The sequence below is a fragment of the Vibrio pacinii DSM 19139 genome (genome assembly GCF_000711795.1).
Classification (GTDB): domain Bacteria; phylum Pseudomonadota; class Gammaproteobacteria; order Enterobacterales; family Vibrionaceae; genus Vibrio; species Vibrio pacinii.
The window spans coordinates 368,573-389,300 of the sequence record NZ_JONH01000002.1 but is presented as its reverse complement, the minus strand read 5'-3'; the positions used below and the strand labels follow the sequence as shown (position 1 = coordinate 389,300).

Sequence of the window (20,728 nt, the reverse complement as noted above, 5' to 3'; positions counted from 1 at the left end):
CTGGTTTGTTATTCAACCTTAATCAAACCTCTCCTTTAGGTATTGAACGATATTGCACAAATAAAAAAGCCGCACCCTAGGGTGCGGCAAAACAAAAACAACTGGCAGTGGATAATAGTTAGCTTTTGTGTACGAGAGGTTGAAAAGCCAACCTCAAATAAAACGGGTTAATAGGTTTCAAACACACCCATGTTGTAATCTCGAATCGTCTCTTCTATCTCTTTCATACTGTTCATCACGAATGGTCCGTAATGCACGACAGGTTCATCAATCGGTTGACCTGAAAAAATAAGTGCGCCGCTTTGTACCAAATTACTTAGGGTCACGGCGTTGCCTTTGCTAAGCAGCGCTAGTTCGCCTTGCCTTACCCATTGTTCGCCGATCTTAACATCACCATGATAGCTAAAAACCATCATGTTAAAGTCATTCGGAACGGTCAGTGTTAACTGATTGCCTTGCTCAGCGCGCCAATCTGAGACACTCAACTCAACACCAGTCTCGGTTAAGGGGCCACTAACCGGCTCACCATTAGCAATAACGCTTCCAGCTAATACGCGCAACACACCCAATTGATCATTTTGCTCGACAGTAATCGTTTCTGGCTGAAAATCGTGATATTGAGCTGGCTTCATTTTGTCGCGCGCTGGCTGATTGATCCAAATCTGAAAGCCATGCAAATCACCGTCTTGCATAATAGGCATTTCACTGTGGATCACGCCACGTCCTGCCGCCATCCACTGAGCACCACCGGCTCTGAGTTCGCCAACATTGCCCATATGATCACGATGTTCAAAATGCCCTTTCAGCATATAAGTCAGCGTTTCGATACCACGATGAGGATGCGGAGGAAAGCCGCCAACATAATCCGCTCGCTGATCAGACTTGAGCTCATCCACCATCAAAAAGGGAGAGAACTGGTGATTATTAAAACCGGCTACCCGTTTAATCTTTACGCCATCACCATCGGATGTCGCATGGGCTTGGATGATTTGATTGACACTTCGTAACACGCTCATAGCCTGTCCTCCTATACTCGATAGGATTAATTCTATGTCAACAGGCTAAAAAGAAGAGCGGGCAGATTAGAGCCTCTCGTTCAAATTCTTCGAATGAGTTGTGGTTGAACCAAACCGCAGATGTTCATCACATTCATATTCATCAACGGTTCACCACTCAAAGACGATCAAGATCACCGTTTGTCATGTCACCGCCCCTTCTATCACGTAGAACACGACTCAGCGATTGGTCTCGATTCGGCAACAAGCTAAGATAGTGCCACTTATACCATATCAACAGACAATCACTATGCACGCTCAACCATTTACCGACGCGGGTGTCACTTATACACCGTACTACTTTGATGTTCCTCTCGATTATGCCGACTCAAGTAAAGGGACCCTTTCCATTTTTGCTCGTGCACTGAATTTAACCAGCGACGGTGAAAGCGCTAAACCTTGGTTGGTCTATTTTCAAGGCGGACCAGGTTTCCCTTCGCCACGACAAAACGGCCATAACGGCTGGATCAAACGCGCTCTGCAGCAGTATCGCGTGCTATTGCTTGATCAACGTGGCACAGGCAACAGTTCAGTGATCAACCACCAAACCTTGGCACACTTATCAGCGCAGCAGCAAGCGGACTACTTAACTCACTTTCGCGCCGATAGTATCGTGCTTGACGCCGAGTTTATTCGCCAGCAATTTGCTATTGAGCAATGGGCTATCCTCGGTCAAAGCTTTGGCGGGTTTTGCTCACTGACTTATTTATCCCTGTTTCCCGAAAGCCTGTCACGCAGCTACATCACAGGTGGCGTACCTTCTATTTCTCGCCACCCAGACGATGTGTATCAAGCCACGTTTAAACGCACCATCGACAAGAACAAAGCTTTCTTTCAGCAGTTTCCTAAAGCGCAACAACTGTGTCAGCAAATTGCCGATCACCTTATCGACCATCAAGAGTTTCTACCAAATGGTCAGCGTTTTACGGTTGAGCAATTCCAACAAATCGGCATTAACTTTGGTGTCGCTGACTCCTTCTTACCAACCTACTACGCCCTTGAGAACGCGTTAATAGAAGTGGCAGGTCAACCTCAACTGCGTTACGAATTTCTTAATAGCATGCTGATGGAGCAAGGATTTCAGACCAACCCTATTTATGCCATTTTGCACGAATCGATATACTGCCAGGGATTTGCCTCCAACTGGAGTGCTCAGCGTGTACGTCAAAGCCACAACGAGTTTAACTATCAAAAAGGCCAACCTTTCTACTTTACGGGTGAGATGGTATTCCCTTGGATGTTCGACCAATACAAAAACTTGCAGCCACTCCAGCCAGCGGCACAAATTTTGGCCGAAAAATCCGACTGGCCAGCACTTTACGATCAACACGTTCTCGCCAATAACAAAGTTCCGGTAAGCTGCGCTGTGTACGCCGATGACATGTTTGTTGAGATGGATATTAGCCGCGAAACTCTGGCTATCATGCCAAACGCCAAAGCGTGGATCACGAACGAATATGAGCACAATGGTTTACGCGCGGATGGCGAGAAAATCCTCGACACTTTAATCGCAATGGGTGAACAAACGGCGGCGACTCTGATTTAACCATTCTGGCCCTCAAGAGGGCCTCTATTTAGGGGATAATGAAATCAATGACAATCCAGTTTTGCGACAAATGTGCACGCCCAACGGCGCATAAAGAGTTAATAAAGCAGAAACCTTCTCCCTACGGTAAAAGTAGAAAAGAGCAGTTTAAAGCTTTCTTATCGGGATTTTTTGGTGGTATTGCAGTCGGGCCGGCATTAGCGTCACTTGAGCTCATCGATCGCTATGTCGTTTGCCAGGAATGTGGGCACAAAAAACTCGAAAACCATGGTGAAGAGTTTAAATAACCTGATCGTGTACGACGCGGAGAGTGCGCTCAAATGAGACATGAGGATTTTCGTTGATGAACACGCTACAATAACACTCTTTGACCGATAAAAAGAAGTAGATGCTTAAAATATCCAACAACGTCACCCTTCAAGCGTGGGAGATCCAATTAACGGCCATTCGCGCCCAAGGTGCCGGTGGCCAAAATGTTAATAAGGTCTCATCGGCTATACACCTGCAATTTGATATTACCCACTCCTCGCTCCCTGACATGTATAAAGAGCGCCTGCTTGCACTCAATGACTCACGGATTTCGAAACAAGGAATAATCACAATTAAAGCGCAGCAGTACCGTACTCAAGAACAAAATAAAGACGATGCGCTCAATCGTTTAGCCGACTTGATTCGCTCCGCGATGGTGGTGCAAAAGAAGCGCCGAGAGACCAAACCGACCCGTGCATCAAAAGAACGCAGATTGAAAAGCAAAGGGATGAAGTCACAAACTAAAACATTACGTGGCCGTATAAAGCATTAAATTAAGGTGTGATTGTGCTGATATCACGATTTATGCTTGAATAACATTGCCCCCTTAACAATAGGTCGTGTTATGTCTGGTTTATGGAAGAACCCGTTACTTGCCCTGCTATTTGTCACCTCAATAGCACTGGCTAAAGCCCCCACTTATTGGCAGTTTGACAGTGACAATCAGGGGATCACCATTTATACCCGTGAACACCGAGACGGCTTAGTCGAAGTCCGCGTACAAATGTTTACACCGACCACCTACAGCGCTTTTCTGCGTTTACTCGAAGACACCGCCAATGTCCCCCAGTGGATCGACAACGTCAGCCACAGTCGAGTAGTAAAGCAGATCTCAAGCAATGAAAACATTGTCTACACCCAGTTTGACGCCCCTTGGCCTGCCAAAGACCGTGATATGGTCACCTACTCACAATACGAACTGGATGCTCTCGGTTTTCGCTTAACCATTGAAGATGCGCCTGCGCAAACCCTGCCAGAACAACAGGGTTACATTCGTATACGCCAAGTTAAGGCAACTTGGACACTGCAAAAACTCAGCAATGGCGACACCATGATTGAATATCAGGCCTTTGCCAACCCTGGTGGCTCGCTCCCAGACTGGTTAGTCAACAAGCTCGCAAAAGAAAGTGCACGCGCCACTTTTCAAGGTCTACGAGAGCAACTTCCTCGTTATCAAGCCATGACACATCCAAATATTATTGAATAATCGCACGCCTAAAAAAGCCCAGCGATTGCTGGGCTGTCATGTCATCTCGTTTACGTTAGCTTAGCTTGTAAAACAGCGTTGCTAACGGTGGAATCCGCAACGTGAGGGACTGCGCCAAGCCTTCACTCTCTACCGCTTCAGTACTGACCGAAGAGGCGACCTCATAACCACTGCCAGAGTACTTAGTATCATCGCTGTTGAGCAATAACTGATAAGTACCTTGCAGCGGTACGCCTAAGCGAAATGCCTCGTGAGGGACAGGAGTAAAGTTGCTGATCACCAAAATACGTTCACCACGATCACTCAATCGTTCATGCGCCAATATCGATGCATCGGCCGCATCTTGCAAACGCCATTCAAAACCACGCGGTTCACTATCCAATTCATGCAGCGCTTTTTCACTACAGTAGAGTTTGTTGAGATCGCGAGTTAATGCCTGAACACCTTGGTGACGCTCAAAATCGAGCAAGAACCATTGCAGCTGATCATCATGATTCCATTCGCCAGTTTGGCCGAACTCTGTACCCATAAAGTTGAGTTTTTTGCCAGGTTGCGCATACATATAACCTAAATAAGCGCGCAAGTTAGCCGTTTGCTGCCACTCATCCCCTGGCATTTTATTGTGGATTGAGCCTTTGCCATACACCACTTCATCGTGAGATAACGACAACACATAGTTCTCGCTATGTGCGTAAACTAACGGGAAAGTAATGGTATCGTGATGGTATTTACGATGAACAGGATCTTCTTTGATGTAAGCGAGCGAGTCGTGCATCCAACCCATATTCCATTTGAAGCCAAAACCTAAGCCTCCCATAAAAGTAGGTGCAGAAACGCCTGGGAATGCCGTCGATTCTTCGGCAATCGTCATCGCATTCGGGAAGTATTTGTACACTTCCTCATTCATCCACTTCAGGGTCGCAATGGCATCATGATTCTCGTTGCCGCCATCAACATTCGGGATCCACTGATCATGGCTGCGTGAGTAATCGAGATAGAGCATTGAGGCCACCGCATCAACGCGTATCCCATCGATATGGAATTGCTCAAACCAATACAGCGCATTCGAAACAAGGAAGCGACGTACATGTTCACGACCTAGGTCATAAATGTATGAGCTCCAATCTTGGTGCCAACCGCGACGTGGATCTGGGTCATGGAACAGTGGTGTGCCATCAAAGTTGGCCAAGCCGTGGTCATCAGATGGAAAATGCGCTGGAACCCAATCTAGCACAACGCCAAGACCTGCTTGGTGACATTGGTCGACAAAGTATTTGAAGTCATCCGGTGAGCCATAACGGCTCGTTGGCGCAAACAGCCCAACCGGTTGATAACCCCATGAACCATAGAATGGGTGTTCCGACACTGGCATGAGTTCAACGTGGGTATACCCCATATCGATAAGGTAAGGAATCAATTGATCGGCAAGCTGTCGATAATTGAGAAAATCACCATTATCATCGCGACGCCAAGAGCCCGGATGGAGTTCGTAAAACGACAGCGCCTGCTTACGTTTTTCAGTGATCGGACGTTGTTGCCACTGTGTATCTTGCCACTGATAGCGGCTGTGGTCGTAGGTGATCGAAGCAAACGATGGATATTGCTCTGCAAATGCGCCCCATGGATCGGCTTTATGTGGCAAGCCTTCGCCATTGGGTCCTTTGAGTTCAAATTTGTATTGCGTCCCTTCGGGTAAGTTAGGGATAAAGACGCCCCAAATACCATAGTCTAGACGCTGCATTGGTGTGCGACGACCATCCCACTGATTAAATTCGCCGACCAAACTACACGCACAAGCATGGGGCGCGTAAACGAGAAAGCGGATCCCTGAGACCTGCTTACCATCGCGCTCTATGGTGACAAACTGAGCACCCATATGTTTGTACATCTCTTTCGGAGTATGTAGTTCATCGTATTCTGCGTAGATATTGTGGTATTGGTATGGATCATCAATCAGTTGTTCTGTGCCATTCCAATCTACCGCGAGCAGGTAGTGAGTCAAGTGCAAGTCTCGCGGCTGCTTGAGAATAAATCCCGATGCCTCTTCACGATCTAACTCTATACGCTCTTCATCAATCACCAACTCAACTTTATCTGCACCTGGCATCCATACTCGAAGTGCGCCTTGCTTGGGGTCGATAAAAGGACCAATAAATGAAAAAGGATCAGAACATGTTGCATGTGAAAGTTGGTTATAAATTTTTGTTGTCTTATCTAACGTTGTTATTTTCAAGTCTTATCTCTCCCTAACCGAACTCTCTTATCGAACTCTCTAATCAAATAGTTTCGATGTAACAAAAGCCAAAAAGCCCGCTAAATAGCGGGCTTGATTAGCATTTTTTAAGTTTACCGAATTCCTGCTTTACATAGAGTGACCTATCCTCAAGTTTTCTATGTAGGCGGTGTAATTGGGCCACTATTTCGCGACTTTATTTCGAACTTCCGTCAGTTTATGCGCGATGCGATTCACCCCTTCATGAGCAAATATTTCATCAAGGTTCATGGATAATTTACGGCGCCAGTTAGGGTACTCATCAACCGTACCTGGTATATTGACGGGCTTATCCATTTCTAGCCAATCTTCAAGCTGAACACTGAGCAAAGCTGATGACCCCGCCGCCACATGCAGTTGAAGCGCTTCGGCTAAATACGCATCCATAGGAACGAATTGGGCATCACGGCCAACGCCTTCTGGTAAATAACCATGCCACGCCACTGAATCTAGGATACCCTGCTTCGAAGCCAGACGATCAGCAAATAGACTCTCTAGCTGCTCTGGGTCTGGATATAAACCTAATTCTTCGCCCATCTTCAGGTCATCGCAGTGCCAAAAACCGCGTAAGGTTGGCATATCGTGCGTACACAACGCCGACATAGATTGCTCTGCGTAATGGGCAGGAGAGATGTAACCGCCGTCACCTTCTGATGTTTCGAAAAAGAAAACCTTATAGGAGTGAACGCCTGCATCACGCAGAATATCAACAATCTCATCCGGTACTGTGCCTAAATCTTCACCAATCACACTGCACTGATGGCGATGTGATTCGAGCGCCAAAATCGCCAACATATCTTCTACAGGGTAATAGATGTAAGCGCCTTGGGTTGCGTTCTCACCCTTCGGAATCCACCATAAACGCAATAAACCAAGTACATGGTCAATACGCAATGCGCCACAGTGCTTCATATTGGCTCGTAGCAACTTGATGTACGCATCGTAACTGGTTGCTTGTAACACTTGTGGGTTAAGTGGCGGAAGACCCCAGTTTTGCCCCAGCGGGCCAAGGACATCAGGTGGCGCGCCAATGCTGCAATCCATCACCAGATTACCTTCATCAGCCCAAGTTTCGCTCCCCGAGTCGGCCACACCAACGGCTAGGTCACGATACAGACCGACTGACATGCCTTTCTCTTCAGCCAGTGCTTGAGCTTCTTTAATCTGAATATCGGCAATCCACTGCAAATACATGTAAAGATGTACTTGATCTTGGTGTTGAGTAATAAACGCTTGCACCGCGCTACTCTCAAATTGGCGATATTCTTCAGGGAAGACAGGCCAGCCCCACACGTTGGAATCGTCAGCATGTAGCTTAGTATGCAGTGCATCAAAAGCCGCTTGATGAACTAGGCTCTCACCGCCTTGTTCGACGAACGCCAAGAACAGTTCAGCACGTTCAGTATTGTTATCAAGATGACGTTTTTTAAACTCACTAAACAGCAGCGGTAGCACACTTAATTTAAGCTCAGCCACTTCGGTATAATTAACCCAGTGTGAATCGCGCGCTTTTTGCAAACGCTGTTGGAACTCAGCACTGCCGACTTTTTGCTGCGCTTCGATGCTCAACGCAAATTCAGGCACCGAACTCACATCAATATAAAGAATGTTCAACCAACGGCGCGAAGATGGGCTGTACGGGCTTGCGCCCTCAGGATTAGCTGGGAACAATGAGTGAATCGGGTTAAGGCCAACAAAATCGCCCCCGCGCGATGCAATATCGGCCACCAGCTGTTTCAGATCACCAAAGTCACCGATACCCCAGTTATGTTGAGTGCGCAACGTGTAGAGCTGAACACTGGGCCCCCACATTTTTTTGCGGAGCTCCATCGCCTCTTGCTTGTAACATGCTTGAGGCGTCACGATGAGCGTCATCTCATACGGCGCTTTACGACGCTTACGCATCACGGTCAGTTTATGATAACCCCAAGCGATATCACTCGGTAATGCAAACACTAAAGGGCCACCCTCGCTACGCTCGTCACGCACGATTTGTGATTGAAGATAGCCTTCAAGTACCTCTCCCTGTTCGGTGTCTAGACGCCAGCTAAACTCACTCTCACGAGCGCTTGCACCTAGGTTAAGGGTGACTTCAACGGGCTCACCATCTCGAACCACAAGCACAGGATCCAACACCTCTTTCTTGTGTTTTTTCTCTGCCGATTTTAGAAGAGTTTCATCATTGGTTGTATCGTAGCCTAATGACGTAAGTAAGTGGCGAATAGTCTCGTCTGAAACTTTCGCTTCATCTCCCCACGCGCTCACGTAGCTGTCGGCAATTCTCGCCATTTCAGCGACTTGTTTTAATGCGTTCTGTTGTTTCATCGCTCTCTCCGAAGGACTGCTTGTACCTTCAAAATGTAGGGTTATTTAACTTGATAAAATGTTCACAGCCAAGGCACGATGCCTTGGCTGTTTATGGTCTCTAATTAGCGTTTCACCGCTTCGAGTTTCCAGATGTTGTTGACGTAATCTCGAATTGAGCGGTCAGAGGTAAACTTGCCAACTAAAGCGGTATTAAGTATCGCTTTTTTCGCCCAACCCGCTTGATCTTGGTATTGCTTGCCCATTGCTTCGTGTGCTTGCACATAAGAGGCAAAGTCGGCCAAACATAGGTACGGGTCACCGCCGTCAAGCAAGCTATCGTAAGTCGCTCGTAGCAAGCCCGGTTGACCTGGCGTGAACTCTTCACCAAGCAATAGATCCAGTGACGCTTTCAGCAGCGGATCGGCATGGTAGTAGTCATAAGGGTTGTAGCCTGACGCTTGCAACGCGACGACTTCGTCGACTTCTAGGCCGAAAATGTAAATATTGTCATCCCCGACTTCTTCACGGATCTCAACGTTCGCCCCATCCATCGTACCGATAGTCAATGCACCGTTAAGAGCCATCTTCATGTTACCGGTTCCTGACGCTTCTTTACCCGCTAGCGAGATTTGTTGTGAAACGTCTGCCGCCGGGATAATGATTTCGGCCATGCTCACACGGTAATCAGGAATGAAGACCACTTTCAGCAAATTGCCGATTCGTGGATCGTTGTTGATCTTCTCCGCCACTTTGTTGACCGCAAAAATGATCTCTTTGGCTAGGTGATAACCTGGTGCGGCTTTCGCAGCAAAGATAGCCACGCGAGGAGTGCACTCAAAACCTGGTTCATTGAGGATACGATGATACAAAGACAAGATGTGCAGAAGATCCAAGTGCTGACGTTTGTACTCGTGCAGGCGTTTAATCTGAACATCAAAGATGGCGTTGGTATCAAGATCGATATCCATATTGGTTTTCACCCAATCTGCCAGACGCTGTTTGTTGGCTTTTTTAACCGCCATAAACGCTTGTTGGAACTGCTCATCATTAGCGTATTTGGCAATACCTTCTAGCATCTCTAGTTTGGCTGGCCATTCAGGACCAATCTTATCAGTGATAAGGTCCGAAAGACCTGGGTTACAGAATTTTAACCAGCGACGAGGCGTAATACCGTTGGTGACGTTATGCAAACGCGTTGGGTACATTTCGTGAAACTCAGGGAAGAGATCTTTTTTGACCAATGCAGAGTGAAGCGCCGCAACACCATTGACCGCATAAGAACCAATCACACAGAGGTTAGCCATACGCACCATGCGGTTGAAACCTTCTTGGATGATCGATAGCTTAGCTTGCTTCTCACCATCACCAGGCCACATAGCACGGACTTGCTGCAAGAAGCGGTGGTTGATTTCAAAAATGATTTCCATATGGCGAGGCAATAGACGTTGAATCAACGACTCTGGCCATGTTTCTAGCGCTTCAGGTAGTAGCGTATGGTTAGTGTAAGCAAAAGTTTGTGAGCTGATTTCCCACGCTTTTTCCCACGATAAACCTTTCTCATCAATCAGGATACGCATCAATTCAGGAATCGCGATTGTTGGGTGAGTATCGTTAAGCTGAATCGTCTCTTGCTTAGGCAGATCCGCAAGGGCAAAACCAGCGGCTTCATGACGACGAAGAATATCACGTACCGATGCTGCTGAGTGGAAGTACTGCTGCATCAAACGTAGCGTCTTGCCTTTCTCGTGGTTATCGTTCGGGTAAAGAACTTTGGTAATGTTACCGGCATCAATCAATGAGTGCTGGGCTTCAAAGTAGTCACCGTTGTTAAAGCTCGCAAGAGAGAAAGGTGCAATCGCCTGACATTCCCATAGGCGCAGTGGATAGACGGTTTCTGACTCGTAACCCACGATTGGTAGATCCCAAGGCATCGCTTTCACAGTCATACCTGGTACCCACTTACGCACTTCACGGCCATTTTCGTACGTGACTTCAACATGACCATAAAAGCCAATTTCTTGCGCAAGCTCAGGGCGAGCAATTTCCCACGGGTAACCTTCAACACCGCGCCACGCGTCTGGTGCTTCTTGCTGACGGCCATCTTTAAATGATTGCTTGAACAGGCCGTACTCGTAGTGTAGTCCGTAACCCACAGTCGGGAATTCTTGCGCAGCACATGAATCCATAAAACATGCAGCAAGACGACCCAAACCACCGTTACCCAATGATGGATCACGCTCTTCTTCAAGCAAGTCGGTAAGGTTTTGGCCTAGCTCAGCCATTGCGTCAGTGATTTGCTCATACAGACCTAAGCTGATTAAGTTGTTACCGGTTAAGCGACCAATCAAAAACTCAAGCGAAAGATAGTTAACGCTCTTCGCTTTTTGAATTCTAGGATCTTGTTCAGTTTTAAGTAGATCCAGAGTGGTGATTTCTGCTAGAGCTTTGCCCATAGCAAGATACCATTCACGCGTGGTTGCTGTTTCTATCGTCTTTGCGTAAGTCGCGGAAAGGTGCATTTTTACATCGGCTTGAAATGCAGCCTTGTCAAAATTTTTCTGTTGCGTAGGTTTCATTCGAGAAATCTCACTTATTAGTTTTAATCCATCTGTGCCATATCGTGCATGGACAAGCTCAACAAAACATCCTCCCACCGACTGCCCGATTTAGGAGGAGGATATAGGGCGTAGAGGGTGTATTACCCTAGGCTCAGTGATCTAACTCTCAATAAAAATTACCAACGTCTGAGCTCGGGTGATTGAGATCACACCACCAACGAATTTAGCCTAGCTTTGCTGTATTAAAGATACATGTAGCGGGGAGTAAGTATTTGACAAAACTGTTTATCGGATCACATATTGTTTTCCCTTTAACTGCAAATTTCACTATTTCTCGTGCAGATATAGAGCTAAGACACACTTCACAGATAGACATTTAGTGATAAGCATCACAAATATGGGGCGTAGAAGAGAGCAAACTGTGAAACATACGAGAAACCGACCTCTGATCAATAACGGTCGAATTCAATCTCCAGTAATATTCTTGCCAATAAGCAAAAATGAACACCCTGTGCTTCATGTTATCGCTAGCCTCTCCACCGTGTTAGCCGTAACCCGTAGGACAACATTATAGGGATTAAGAAGATGTGGATTCCTTCGAAATTGACGCGCCCTGGCCGACTGCATAACGCCATTGTTAGGCCAAGAGTACTAGATTTACTTCAGCAAGCGCCTTTTTACAAATTGGTACTACTGCGTTCCCCAGCAGGTTATGGTAAAACCACGATGGCCGCTCAATGGTTATCTGACAAACCTCATGTTGGTTGGTACAGTCTTGATGACAGCGATAATGATTCATTCCGCTTTATGAATTATTTACTCCAAGCCCTGAACAAAGCCACCGATGACAGCTGTCCAAACTCACAGAAACTGGCTGAAAAGCGTCAATTTTCATCGCTTCATTCGCTGTTTGGTGAAGTGTTCACTGAGATGTCTAACTTTCATCAAGAGTGTTATTTGGTGCTCGATGATTACCACCTTATTGCTGATGATGAAATTCACGAGGCGATGCGCTTTTTCCTTAAGCATATGCCAGATAACTTGACCCTAGTTGTCACGAGTCGAGCAGCGCCACCACTTGGCACCGCCAACTTGCGCGTACGTGATTTGATGATCGAAATTGGCGATGAATTACTGGCGTTCGATACCGAAGAAACGACACGATTCTTTAATCAACGAGTGAGCGATGGTATTGACGACACCACAGCCAACAATTTACGTAACTACGTTGAAGGCTGGCCGTCAGCACTGCAACTCATCGCCCTGCAAGCTCAACATCAGCATAAAACCTTAGCCCAATCGGCGGAATCTTTTTCACAGTTTAATCACGCTCATCTGTGGGACTATTTGGTTGAAGAAGTGTTTGACTTACTTGATCAAGAGACTCGCCAATTTTTACTGCAATGTTCGGTACTTGACCACTTTAACGATCATCTGGTGTCTGAATTGACCGAGCGCGAAGACGCTCTGAGTATGATTGAATCTCTCAACCGCTTCGGTCTGTTTATTCATCCACTTGAAGGGGAGCAAAACTGGTACCGCTTCCACAATCTATTTGCTGAATTTTTAGCGCATGAACGTACGGCGCGTATTCCACGTCAAGAAAAAGCCTTGCATCGCAAAGCCGCCAACGCTTGGCTGACTTTATCATCGCCCCATCAAGCACTGCGTCATGCGCAAGAAGCCAGAGACAGCCAGTTAACTGCGGATATTCTTAGTCAATATGGTTGGAAGATGTTTAACAGCGGTGAGCTACAGACATTAGAGAAAGCGATTAACTCTCTGACCTCTGAGCAACTTTATAGCGAGTCGAAGCTGTGCATGTTACAAGCTTGGCTGGCACAAAGTCAGCATAGATACAATGATGTCGGCGATCTTCTGGCCAAAGCTGACGAGCAAATGGCCAAGCTTAATGTGACGTTAAGCGCTAAAGAACAAGGCGAATTTAATGCGTTACGCGCTCAGGTCGCCATCAATAAAAATCAACCTGAAAAAGCACTTGAGCTGGCGGAATTGGCATTGAGCCAACTTGATTCCACCGTCTACCGGAGCCGCATTGTCGCGACCTCTGTGGTTGGCGAAGTTAACCACGTACTTGGCCACCTCAGTCGTGCGTTACCTATGATGCAGCAAACTGAAAAATTAGCACGTCAATATCAGGTCTACCATCAGGCGTTATGGGCAATGCTGCAGCAAAGCGAAATCTTAATTGCTCAAGGCTATGTACAAGCGGCGTATGAAGTGCAGGACAATGCCTTTAAGTTGATTGAAGAACAACAGCTTCATCAAGTACCACTGCATGAGTTCTTGCTGCGCGTGCGTGCGCAAATCCTGTGGTGCTGGAACCGCCTCGAAGAGGCAGAAGAGTGCGCTTATAAAGGACTTGATGTGCTGGGTAATCATAGCCCAAGTAAGCACTTACATAGTTATTCGATGTTGGCGCGTATTGCGATTGGACGTGGCGAGATAGACAAAGCAGGTAAGTTTATCGACCAGATTGCCCACTTACTCAAACAATCAACTTATCATGTCGATTGGACAGCGAATGCGTCATTGTCGCTGATTTTATTCTGGCAGACTCGCGGTGATCTCGACTCGATCGCGCAATGGCTAGAAACGACAGTTCGACCAGAGCAAGCTTGCAACCACTTCACTCAATTGCAGTGGCGCAACATCGCACGCGCACAGATTGCATTAGGCCTCTTTGAACAAGCGCATGACACGTTAGACTTTATTCAGCAACAAACACAAGAGAACGAACTACTGACCGACAAGAATCGCAACTTGATTGTGGAAGCAGTATTGGCGATTTCCGAACACGATGAAGAACGAGCACACCAAGCGCTCAAACAAGCGCTCGAACTGACCAATCAAACGGGAATGCTGGGTAATTTCTTAGTCGATGGTGCCAAAATTGGTCACATTCTTGAGAAACTCAACAACAAGAATGAACTGGGTGATCTAGAGCGCCACCGCGCTCAGCAACTACTCAAAGACATTTCAACCACTCAACGCAGCAGCTCTATCCACTTTGATGAAGAGTTTGTGGAGAAACTGGTCAATCACCCCAATATTCCTGAGCTGGTGCGCACCAGCCCGCTGACTCAACGCGAGTGGCAAGTACTGGGTCTTATCTATTCTGGTTTTAGTAACGAGCAGATCGCCCAAGAGTTAGATGTCGCCGGTACTACGATCAAAACGCATATTCGTAATCTGTATCAAAAACTCAATATCGCCAACCGCAAAGAAGCGATTAAAACCGCAGAAAACTTACTGCAACTGATGGGCTACTAACCGCTCATCGTCATCAAGCAAGTACTCTAAGCGCAAGGCTCTACGCTTGCGCTTTTGCTCAATCATCAGAAATACACGTACCTAAAACGTAAAAAAGCGCCTAACTGGCGCTTTTTTAAAATATTGTCTCGATTAGAACTTCTTCGGAGCGTAACCTGTCATCGCTTCAAGCTTAAGCTCTTTTCCAAGTTTAGTCGTTGGGTGTACAACCACTAACCCTTTAACCGATTTTTTCAACTTGCCCATGTCCGCTTGTTCAGCTTTGGTAATTGGACGAGAAAATGGCATATCAGTTAGAGTTTTACCCTCTTTGCTGATGTCATAGTTCTGTTTGTGCTTCATGGCACTGGCTTTTTTGTTGAGCTTTTCTATTTCGTCAGTAAATTTGCTGATCATGTCCTGATCACCACGACCTTTGGCAGCCTCCAATTTGCGCTGACAAGTATCAATGCGATTATGTAGGTTTTGTAATTCTTGCTTAAGGCTCATGGTTTTACTCTTATTGGAAACAGAAAAGGTCGGCGAGTGTAGCATAAGCCTGCTGACACTTCCCTAATTATAATCAACTTTAGCTAGGTTAGCGTGACTCCGCTTTTGTCGCAACCAACCAGCAATTTAGCCACTTTTGTATCACGATGAAGTCTATTGATGCCGTCAACAACTTCGCGGCAGTAATGATGATTGAATAGAGTGAAAACGGCGCAACCGTGGCGAACAGTTGGCATCATTACTTAAACGCCAGTCACTGATCAATAGTCTTGATTAATGCGTAATAATGGCAAAGGAGTAATGATGATCAAACTAACAATTTTCTACGACGGCCTTTGTCCGCTTTGCGTTAAAGAGATGAACTCGCTGCATCGTCATGACAAAAACCACGCCATTAAGCTGGTTGATACCCAGAGCAGTGATATGCAGCACTACCCTACTATCGATAAACACCGTGCAGGGCAAATTCTGCATGGATTAAAACAGGACGGTGAATTATTACTTGGGCTTGATGTGACTTATTATGCTTGGAAGCTGGTCGGAAAAGGCTGGCTCTACGCACCATTGCGCTGGTCCGTGGTCAAACCACTAGCCGACTGGGCTTACCTTAAGTTTGCACGCAATCGTTATCGATGGTCTAAGTTGCTGACAGGTAAAAGTAAATGTGAAGGCGGTCAATGTTCTCGCTAGATAGTACTAATGTCTAGTAACGAAGCATAACAAATCTCTCAAGACTCACAGTCATTAGTCGATAAATTGGCTAATCTTAATAGATAAACTTTGGGTCTATTAAGATAAATCCAATTACTAGGCTGGCTATCTGGGCATTCATTCCAGGCACGAAGCCACATTGTACTAATTACAGGACGTTTGTATGATTCTTTCTATTCGTAGCCGCCTTTACATTTTGGCTCTCGTTCCGCTGCTTGTGATGACCATAGGTATGCTGGGTGTCACTTACCTCAAAACCAACGAGCTCAACGCTCAACAAATCGAAGTTACTCGCTCAAATATGATGAGTATGAAGAAAGAGGAACTGAAGAACTATATTCAAATGGCCAAATCCGCCATCACTCCTTTCCTACAACGTGGCGCTTCGCTAGAAGAAGCATTACCAACCATTAAGACACTTGAGTATGGTGACTCTGGCTACGTGTTTGGTTACGACTCAAAAGGGGTCCGTGTTGCTGTAGGTAAAAGCGACAAGGGCGTAGGAGATAACTTTTGGAACTTACAAGACAAGCAAGGTAATTACCTTATCCAAGACTTACTCCGTAACGCCAAAACGGGTGATTTTACCACTTACTATTTTCCGAAGCCGGGCCAAACACAAGCGCTACCTAAACTGAGCTACTCGATATTTATTCCTGAATGGGACCTGATGCTTGGCACGGGGTTCTACACCGATGACATCGACGCGATTGTGGCAGAAATGGAACGCTCCACAACCAGCGCACTACAGACGACACTCTCAGCGATTGTGGTTTTCTGTCTGGTGATCGCAGCACTTGTCGCCGTATTCGCGGTTGCGGTCAACCGCACCATCATGAAGCCGCTAGAAATGTTTGATAAGTCCATCAGCTCTTTTGCCAGCGGCGATGCCGACCTTACTGCACGCATGGACGATTTCAAAGCACCCGAGTTTTCCAAATTGAGTAGCAACTTCAATGCCTTTGTTTCAAGCCTGCAAACCATAATTCGCAGTGTCAGCGACGTGGGTCAACAAGTGGTTTCTGAAACCAATAACATGTCGATGCGTGCAGCGAAAGTGGACGAATTGGCTTCTGGCCAGCGAGAGGAAACCGAACAAGTCGCCACTGCGATGACTGAAATGACCACCACAGCAAGTGAGATTTCCAACAACGCCAGCCAAGCGGCTGACTCAGCCAAACTGGCCGATGACAACGCCAAAGAAGCGCAAAACATAGTGAACTCTGCGGCTCAGTCAGTCGAAGCCTTAGCACAAGAAGTCTCGCAAGCGAATGGCGTTGTTTCTCGCCTAGAGGGTGACGTACAAAACATTTCATCATCTCTGGCAGTGATTCAAGACATTGCCGAGCAAACTAACCTACTGGCATTGAACGCAGCGATTGAGGCGGCAAGGGCAGGTGAGCAAGGGCGTGGATTTGCGGTCGTTGCCGACGAAGTCCGTAAGCTTGCTAGCCGAACGCAAGATAGCACTGGTGAAATTCACCAGATGATTGAACAGCTCAAAGCCGCCTCTGACGATGCAGTGAAAGCGATGGAATCAAGCCAAAAACGCGGCGAAACCACGGTTGAAGAAGCAAACTCAGCGGCAAGAGCGTTGGTTAAAATTCAAGAATCGATCGGCACTATCATGGATATGAACTCGTTGATCGCAACCGCAACTGAAGAACAGAGTTTGGTTGGTCAAGAAATTTCCCAGCGTGTGGTGGTCATTTCAGACCAAAGTTTGCAATCAGCAGAACTTGCCAATGAAAACCGCGCTGGTAGCCAAGAGCTTAACCAAAGAGCAAATGAACTCTACGAGCTCGTTGATCGTTTTAAAGTGTAAACAACACCTAACTAAAACGAATAAGCCCGCTAAAAAGCGGGCTTTTTATTAGGCCAATTCAGAACACAAATCCGTCTTGCTAACCAGATATCACAACAGGCTGGGTTTTTCTCGAACGGAACTGAGTAACACAACAAAGACACCCTGAGGTGTCTTTTATCTTTAATTAAATCCAACCACACTTTAATCCAGTCGCAGTGTCACACCAGAGTAGGTATTGTAGCCACGGAGCATAACATGATAGGTCGTGCCCGCTTGCGCCGCAATACGGCACTGCTCGGCATTACCACTGCGGTATGGGCGGCAATCGTAACTGCTGGTTGTTGGTTTGCTTCCCGCTTTAACATACAGGTCTACATCACCACTACCACCAGAAATAGTAACGGCCACATTTGAAGCGCTATCGACCGTAAAGGTGTAGAAGTCCTCAGAACCGCGATTACCGCTTAGTCCGCTTAACGGGACACCTTTTTCAAGGACTTTACCAGTAGGTGGCATTACGCCACAATCAGCATTCACACCAACGGTACTGAACGCGGCCTTAACATCGGCAACGTTATAACCGAAGTCTTGCGCGGCCTTGGCGACGCCACATGCGCCTGCATCAAAGGTACTGTTTGGTGTCCAATAGAGTTGATTCGCCAAGGTAAAGATTTCGAAGCCTTTGCGTACCCCCCAACCCGATTTATTCGCAAGCAAATAAAAGGCTCGGTTGTAGACACCACTCGAGTAATGCACATTTAAGCCGTTATAATACTGAGAGGCATTGTCGATTGAGCGGCCATCTTTTGATGGTTGATCGAAGTAACGCAAACCACCTTCAGATTTGAAAATATCCGCCCCGACAACCCAGTCAACGGAGCCTTTCATGTAGTATTCTGCCGCTTCACCGGCAATATCAGAGAACGCTTCGTTCATACCGCCTGACATATTTTGATATACCAAACCCGAGTTTTGCTCAGTAAAACCGTGGCTTACCTCATGAGCGCTGACATTGATATCGACCAATGGGTAGAAAGTATCTTTACCGTCACCAAATGTCATTGATGAACCATTCCAAAAGGCATTTTCATAGTTAGTGCTGTAATGAACTCGCATGGTTAACTGGAATGACAACGGTGAGGTGTCCATCCAATCTTGGTACATGTCGAATACAACTTTACCAAAGTAATGAGCATCATTGAGCGGCGAATAAGCGCCGTTAACATACTGGTAATCATTGTAATTGGTCCCATCAGGACAATCATAACTGAACGCAGAGCTTCCCGAGGTGCCATTGTTCAAGTTAACCGTTTTTACTGCACTGTTATTCATGGTACAGGTCGTGCCAGTTTTATTGACAATAAAGCCTGGATAGTCAGTGCCATAATCATAACGACCAGTCTTAAGGTTGCCTCCAGGGCCAGTGCCTGAAGCGTCTGCATGATTAAGACCATCCCAATGCTCAATCACCTCGCCTGTCATGGCATTAATAAAGTAAAAAGGGCGTTCAGGCTTTTCCGCCGCGACAAAGAAGTCGACCATATAAACCATCTGAGCGGTTTGATTTTGGTCTAGCCTTACCATCAATTTGGCGTTTTGATTTTCTACTCTAGCCGCACTCAATGATTGTGCTTGATAATCACTAACCGCAGCCGCAATCGCTTGTTTGTGATCAAGTGAGGGGCTTAAGGTTGTGATATCCGAACTGATGCCCTGCGCCATGGTGCCAAACACTTGACTGAGCTGATCTTTACTCACCGTTGCAACTACTGAGGTGTCAAACACGGGCACACCACGGTGGGTCTGTTGGTAGCGAACTTTGGTCTTGCCATTGGGTAGAACAACTCGTTTAACCTCAGCAAACCCCGTTTCTACTGGGGCCACACTGTTCGACTGCGCCTGTAAACTTTGTTGTAATAGCGCACTATCGTTGACCTGGACCATTTCTGCAGCATTAGCCGTGACAGTGATAGACGTACCTAGAATCGCTGAAATCATCCAGCTTAATTGACGTTGTTGGTTCATTATTCAATCCTGTAATTATGAAACTCCTTCTTCCCAACCGCTACATAGGAAGCATTTCGCGACATATCGCCTCAATAACATGGAAGATAATGATGAAAACGAACAACTAAGCCGTAGAAATACTTTATACAGAATGTCATTTAAAATTTACGTAAGTGGCTGAAATTAAAATATGGCAAGATGACTGGGCAAGTTTTGGTCATTACAAAGCAGCAGGTTAGAGACTATTGATAGAGTTGCGTGGTATTTTTTTGACACAGTTTTATCATCAATAATGCTGAGATCTAAATCAAAAGTTTAGTTTTTCAATTGCAGGTTTACAGTACGCAATAATCAAGCGAATTGAACGATCTAAAACTAAAAAACGCTCCCACCAGTGAGAGCGTTGTCAATTAATGTTGAAAGCAACGAATTATTTTATGCCATATTTAGCGAGTATTTTATCAAAGGTGCCGTTTGTTTTGATTTCCGCTAAGCCTTTATTAAACGCCTCGATATACATCTGATGATTTGGGTTAGCCAGTCCCGAAGTGACATGAAGCGGATTAACCGATAAGGCATTGTCGGTAAACTCGAAGTCACCGAGACTCATGCCTGCACCCGACAGGGTTGATTTTGCAACCAGCTCGTCTTCTAGAGTTAAGTCAATGCGTTTCGCTAACAGCTTCTTCGCGTTACCGACCAAATCATTCGCTTCAGGCTTGTTAAAGTTACTCGCCCCTAAAAACGCATCACCATAACCATAATTGCGGATAATCCCGACCGTTTTCCCATTCAAACTATCCATGCCACTGTATTCAAAACTATCGCCTGCGCGTTTAATGAACTTGAGTGAGTTTTCCAAGTAAGGATCACTGTAACTTAAAAACGAGGTTCTTTCGGTGGTATACCACGTCGCCACTAACACATCGACTCGGCCCTCTTTGACCTCGTTTAATGCTCGAGTCCAAGGCATAATTTTAAAATCGAGCTGATGTCCCTGAGATTTAAACGCTTCCGTTAGAATTTCGACAGAAACACCGGGGCTCGCTTTGTCTTTTTGAACAAAAGGCGCCCATGGGTCTTGTGCGGCCGTAATTGTTGCCGCTTGAGCTAGGAATGCGACAAGGGATCCAAACACTGATATCAATAAACTTCTCATAACGTAT

Annotated in this window: 14 protein-coding genes; 7 read left to right on the top strand and 7 right to left on the bottom strand. The window is 46.3% G+C overall.

Going from position 1 to position 20,728, the window contains the following annotated elements; genetic code table 11:
• Window positions 1-167 precede the first annotated feature (167 nt).
• Complete coding sequence (locus tag BS19_RS03980) at window positions 168-1,016, bottom strand: pirin family protein (RefSeq protein WP_038173480.1); 849 nt, start codon at window positions 1,014-1,016, stop codon at window positions 168-170.
• A 289-nt stretch (window positions 1,017-1,305) separates the two neighbouring features.
• On the opposite strand from BS19_RS03980, the gene BS19_RS03975 reads away from it, so the two are divergent.
• From BS19_RS03975 to BS19_RS03960, 4 genes are all read left to right on the top strand, one after another.
• On the top strand, window positions 1,306-2,601 hold the full coding sequence (locus tag BS19_RS03975) for an alpha/beta fold hydrolase (RefSeq protein ID WP_038173477.1): 1,296 nt from the start codon (window positions 1,306-1,308) through the stop codon (window positions 2,599-2,601).
• A gap of 47 nt (window positions 2,602-2,648) precedes the next feature.
• A complete protein-coding gene (locus BS19_RS03970) occupies window positions 2,649-2,888 on the top strand; it encodes a hypothetical protein (RefSeq protein WP_038173475.1) in 240 nt (79 codons plus the stop codon).
• Window positions 2,889-2,989: 101 nt separating this feature from the next.
• Window positions 2,990-3,403 carry an alternative ribosome rescue aminoacyl-tRNA hydrolase ArfB gene (arfB, locus tag BS19_RS03965; RefSeq protein ID WP_038173473.1) on the top strand — a complete coding sequence of 138 codons (414 nt, stop codon included), beginning with the start codon at window positions 2,990-2,992 and terminating at the stop codon, window positions 3,401-3,403.
• A gap of 72 nt (window positions 3,404-3,475) precedes the next feature.
• A complete protein-coding gene (locus BS19_RS03960; protein WP_038173471.1) occupies window positions 3,476-4,117 on the top strand; it encodes an START domain-containing protein in 642 nt (213 codons plus the stop codon).
• Window positions 4,118-4,172: 55 nt separating this feature from the next.
• Here BS19_RS03960 and glgB read toward each other — a convergent pair whose 3' ends face one another.
• The 3 genes from glgB to BS19_RS03945 all read right to left on the bottom strand — a co-directional run bounded on the left by glgB (window position 4,173) and on the right by BS19_RS03945 (window position 11,272).
• Complete coding sequence (gene glgB, locus BS19_RS03955) at window positions 4,173-6,350, bottom strand: 1,4-alpha-glucan branching protein GlgB (protein WP_038173470.1); 2,178 nt, start codon at window positions 6,348-6,350, stop codon at window positions 4,173-4,175.
• Between the two features lie 183 nt (window positions 6,351-6,533).
• On the bottom strand, window positions 6,534-8,714 hold the full coding sequence (gene malQ, locus BS19_RS03950; protein ID WP_038173468.1) for a 4-alpha-glucanotransferase: 2,181 nt from the start codon (window positions 8,712-8,714) through the stop codon (window positions 6,534-6,536).
• 104 nt (window positions 8,715-8,818) lie between these two features.
• Window positions 8,819-11,272, bottom strand: coding sequence for a glycogen/starch/alpha-glucan phosphorylase (locus BS19_RS03945; protein ID WP_038173466.1), 2,454 nt, complete (start codon window positions 11,270-11,272; stop codon window positions 8,819-8,821).
• A gap of 567 nt (window positions 11,273-11,839) precedes the next feature.
• On the opposite strand from BS19_RS03945, the gene malT reads away from it, so the two are divergent.
• On the top strand, window positions 11,840-14,548 hold the full coding sequence (malT, locus tag BS19_RS03940) for an HTH-type transcriptional regulator MalT (protein ID WP_038173465.1): 2,709 nt from the start codon (window positions 11,840-11,842) through the stop codon (window positions 14,546-14,548).
• Window positions 14,549-14,680: 132 nt separating this feature from the next.
• On the opposite strand, the gene BS19_RS03935 is transcribed toward malT, so the two are convergent.
• Window positions 14,681-15,037 carry a YibL family ribosome-associated protein gene (locus BS19_RS03935; RefSeq protein ID WP_038173463.1) on the bottom strand — a complete coding sequence of 119 codons (357 nt, stop codon included), beginning with the start codon at window positions 15,035-15,037 and terminating at the stop codon, window positions 14,681-14,683.
• 303 nt (window positions 15,038-15,340) lie between these two features.
• On the opposite strand from BS19_RS03935, the gene BS19_RS03930 reads away from it, so the two are divergent.
• Window positions 15,341-15,727, top strand: a complete 387-nt coding sequence (locus tag BS19_RS03930; RefSeq protein ID WP_038173462.1) for a thiol-disulfide oxidoreductase DCC family protein — start codon at window positions 15,341-15,343, stop codon at window positions 15,725-15,727.
• 184 nt (window positions 15,728-15,911) lie between these two features.
• Window positions 15,912-17,573: a methyl-accepting chemotaxis protein gene (locus BS19_RS03925; protein ID WP_038173461.1), complete on the top strand. Its 1,662-nt coding sequence runs from the start codon at window positions 15,912-15,914 to the stop codon at window positions 17,571-17,573.
• Between the two features lie 183 nt (window positions 17,574-17,756).
• Here BS19_RS03925 and BS19_RS03920 read toward each other — a convergent pair whose 3' ends face one another.
• Together BS19_RS03920 and BS19_RS03915 are read right to left on the bottom strand one after the other, a co-directional pair.
• On the bottom strand, window positions 17,757-19,580 hold the full coding sequence (locus BS19_RS03920; protein WP_038173459.1) for a M4 family metallopeptidase: 1,824 nt from the start codon (window positions 19,578-19,580) through the stop codon (window positions 17,757-17,759).
• 412 nt (window positions 19,581-19,992) lie between these two features.
• Window positions 19,993-20,721 (bottom strand): transporter substrate-binding domain-containing protein, encoded by a 729-nt coding sequence (locus BS19_RS03915; RefSeq protein WP_038173457.1) that lies wholly within the window; start codon window positions 20,719-20,721, stop codon window positions 19,993-19,995.
• Window positions 20,722-20,728 lie beyond the last annotated feature (7 nt).

Coding starts and splice junctions, on each gene's coding strand:
- BS19_RS03920 (WP_038173459.1), bottom strand. CDS start 19,580: ATGAACCAACAACGTCAATTAAGCTGGATGATTTCAGCGATTCTAGGT.
- BS19_RS03925 (WP_038173461.1), top strand. CDS start 15,912: ATGATTCTTTCTATTCGTAGCCGCCTTTACATTTTGGCTCTCGTTCCG.
- BS19_RS03945 (WP_038173466.1), bottom strand. CDS start 11,272: ATGAAACCTACGCAACAGAAAAATTTTGACAAGGCTGCATTTCAAGCC.
- BS19_RS03980 (WP_038173480.1), bottom strand. CDS start 1,016: ATGAGCGTGTTACGAAGTGTCAATCAAATCATCCAAGCCCATGCGACA.
- BS19_RS03960 (WP_038173471.1), top strand. CDS start 3,476: ATGTCTGGTTTATGGAAGAACCCGTTACTTGCCCTGCTATTTGTCACC.
- BS19_RS03935 (WP_038173463.1), bottom strand. CDS start 15,037: ATGAGCCTTAAGCAAGAATTACAAAACCTACATAATCGCATTGATACT.
- BS19_RS03930 (WP_038173462.1), top strand. CDS start 15,341: ATGATCAAACTAACAATTTTCTACGACGGCCTTTGTCCGCTTTGCGTT.
- BS19_RS03970 (WP_038173475.1), top strand. CDS start 2,649: ATGACAATCCAGTTTTGCGACAAATGTGCACGCCCAACGGCGCATAAA.
- BS19_RS03915 (WP_038173457.1), bottom strand. CDS start 20,721: ATGAGAAGTTTATTGATATCAGTGTTTGGATCCCTTGTCGCATTCCTA.
- malQ (WP_038173468.1), bottom strand. CDS start 8,714: ATGAAACAACAGAACGCATTAAAACAAGTCGCTGAAATGGCGAGAATT.
- arfB (WP_038173473.1), top strand. CDS start 2,990: ATGCTTAAAATATCCAACAACGTCACCCTTCAAGCGTGGGAGATCCAA.
- BS19_RS03975 (WP_038173477.1), top strand. CDS start 1,306: ATGCACGCTCAACCATTTACCGACGCGGGTGTCACTTATACACCGTAC.
- malT (WP_038173465.1), top strand. CDS start 11,840: ATGTGGATTCCTTCGAAATTGACGCGCCCTGGCCGACTGCATAACGCC.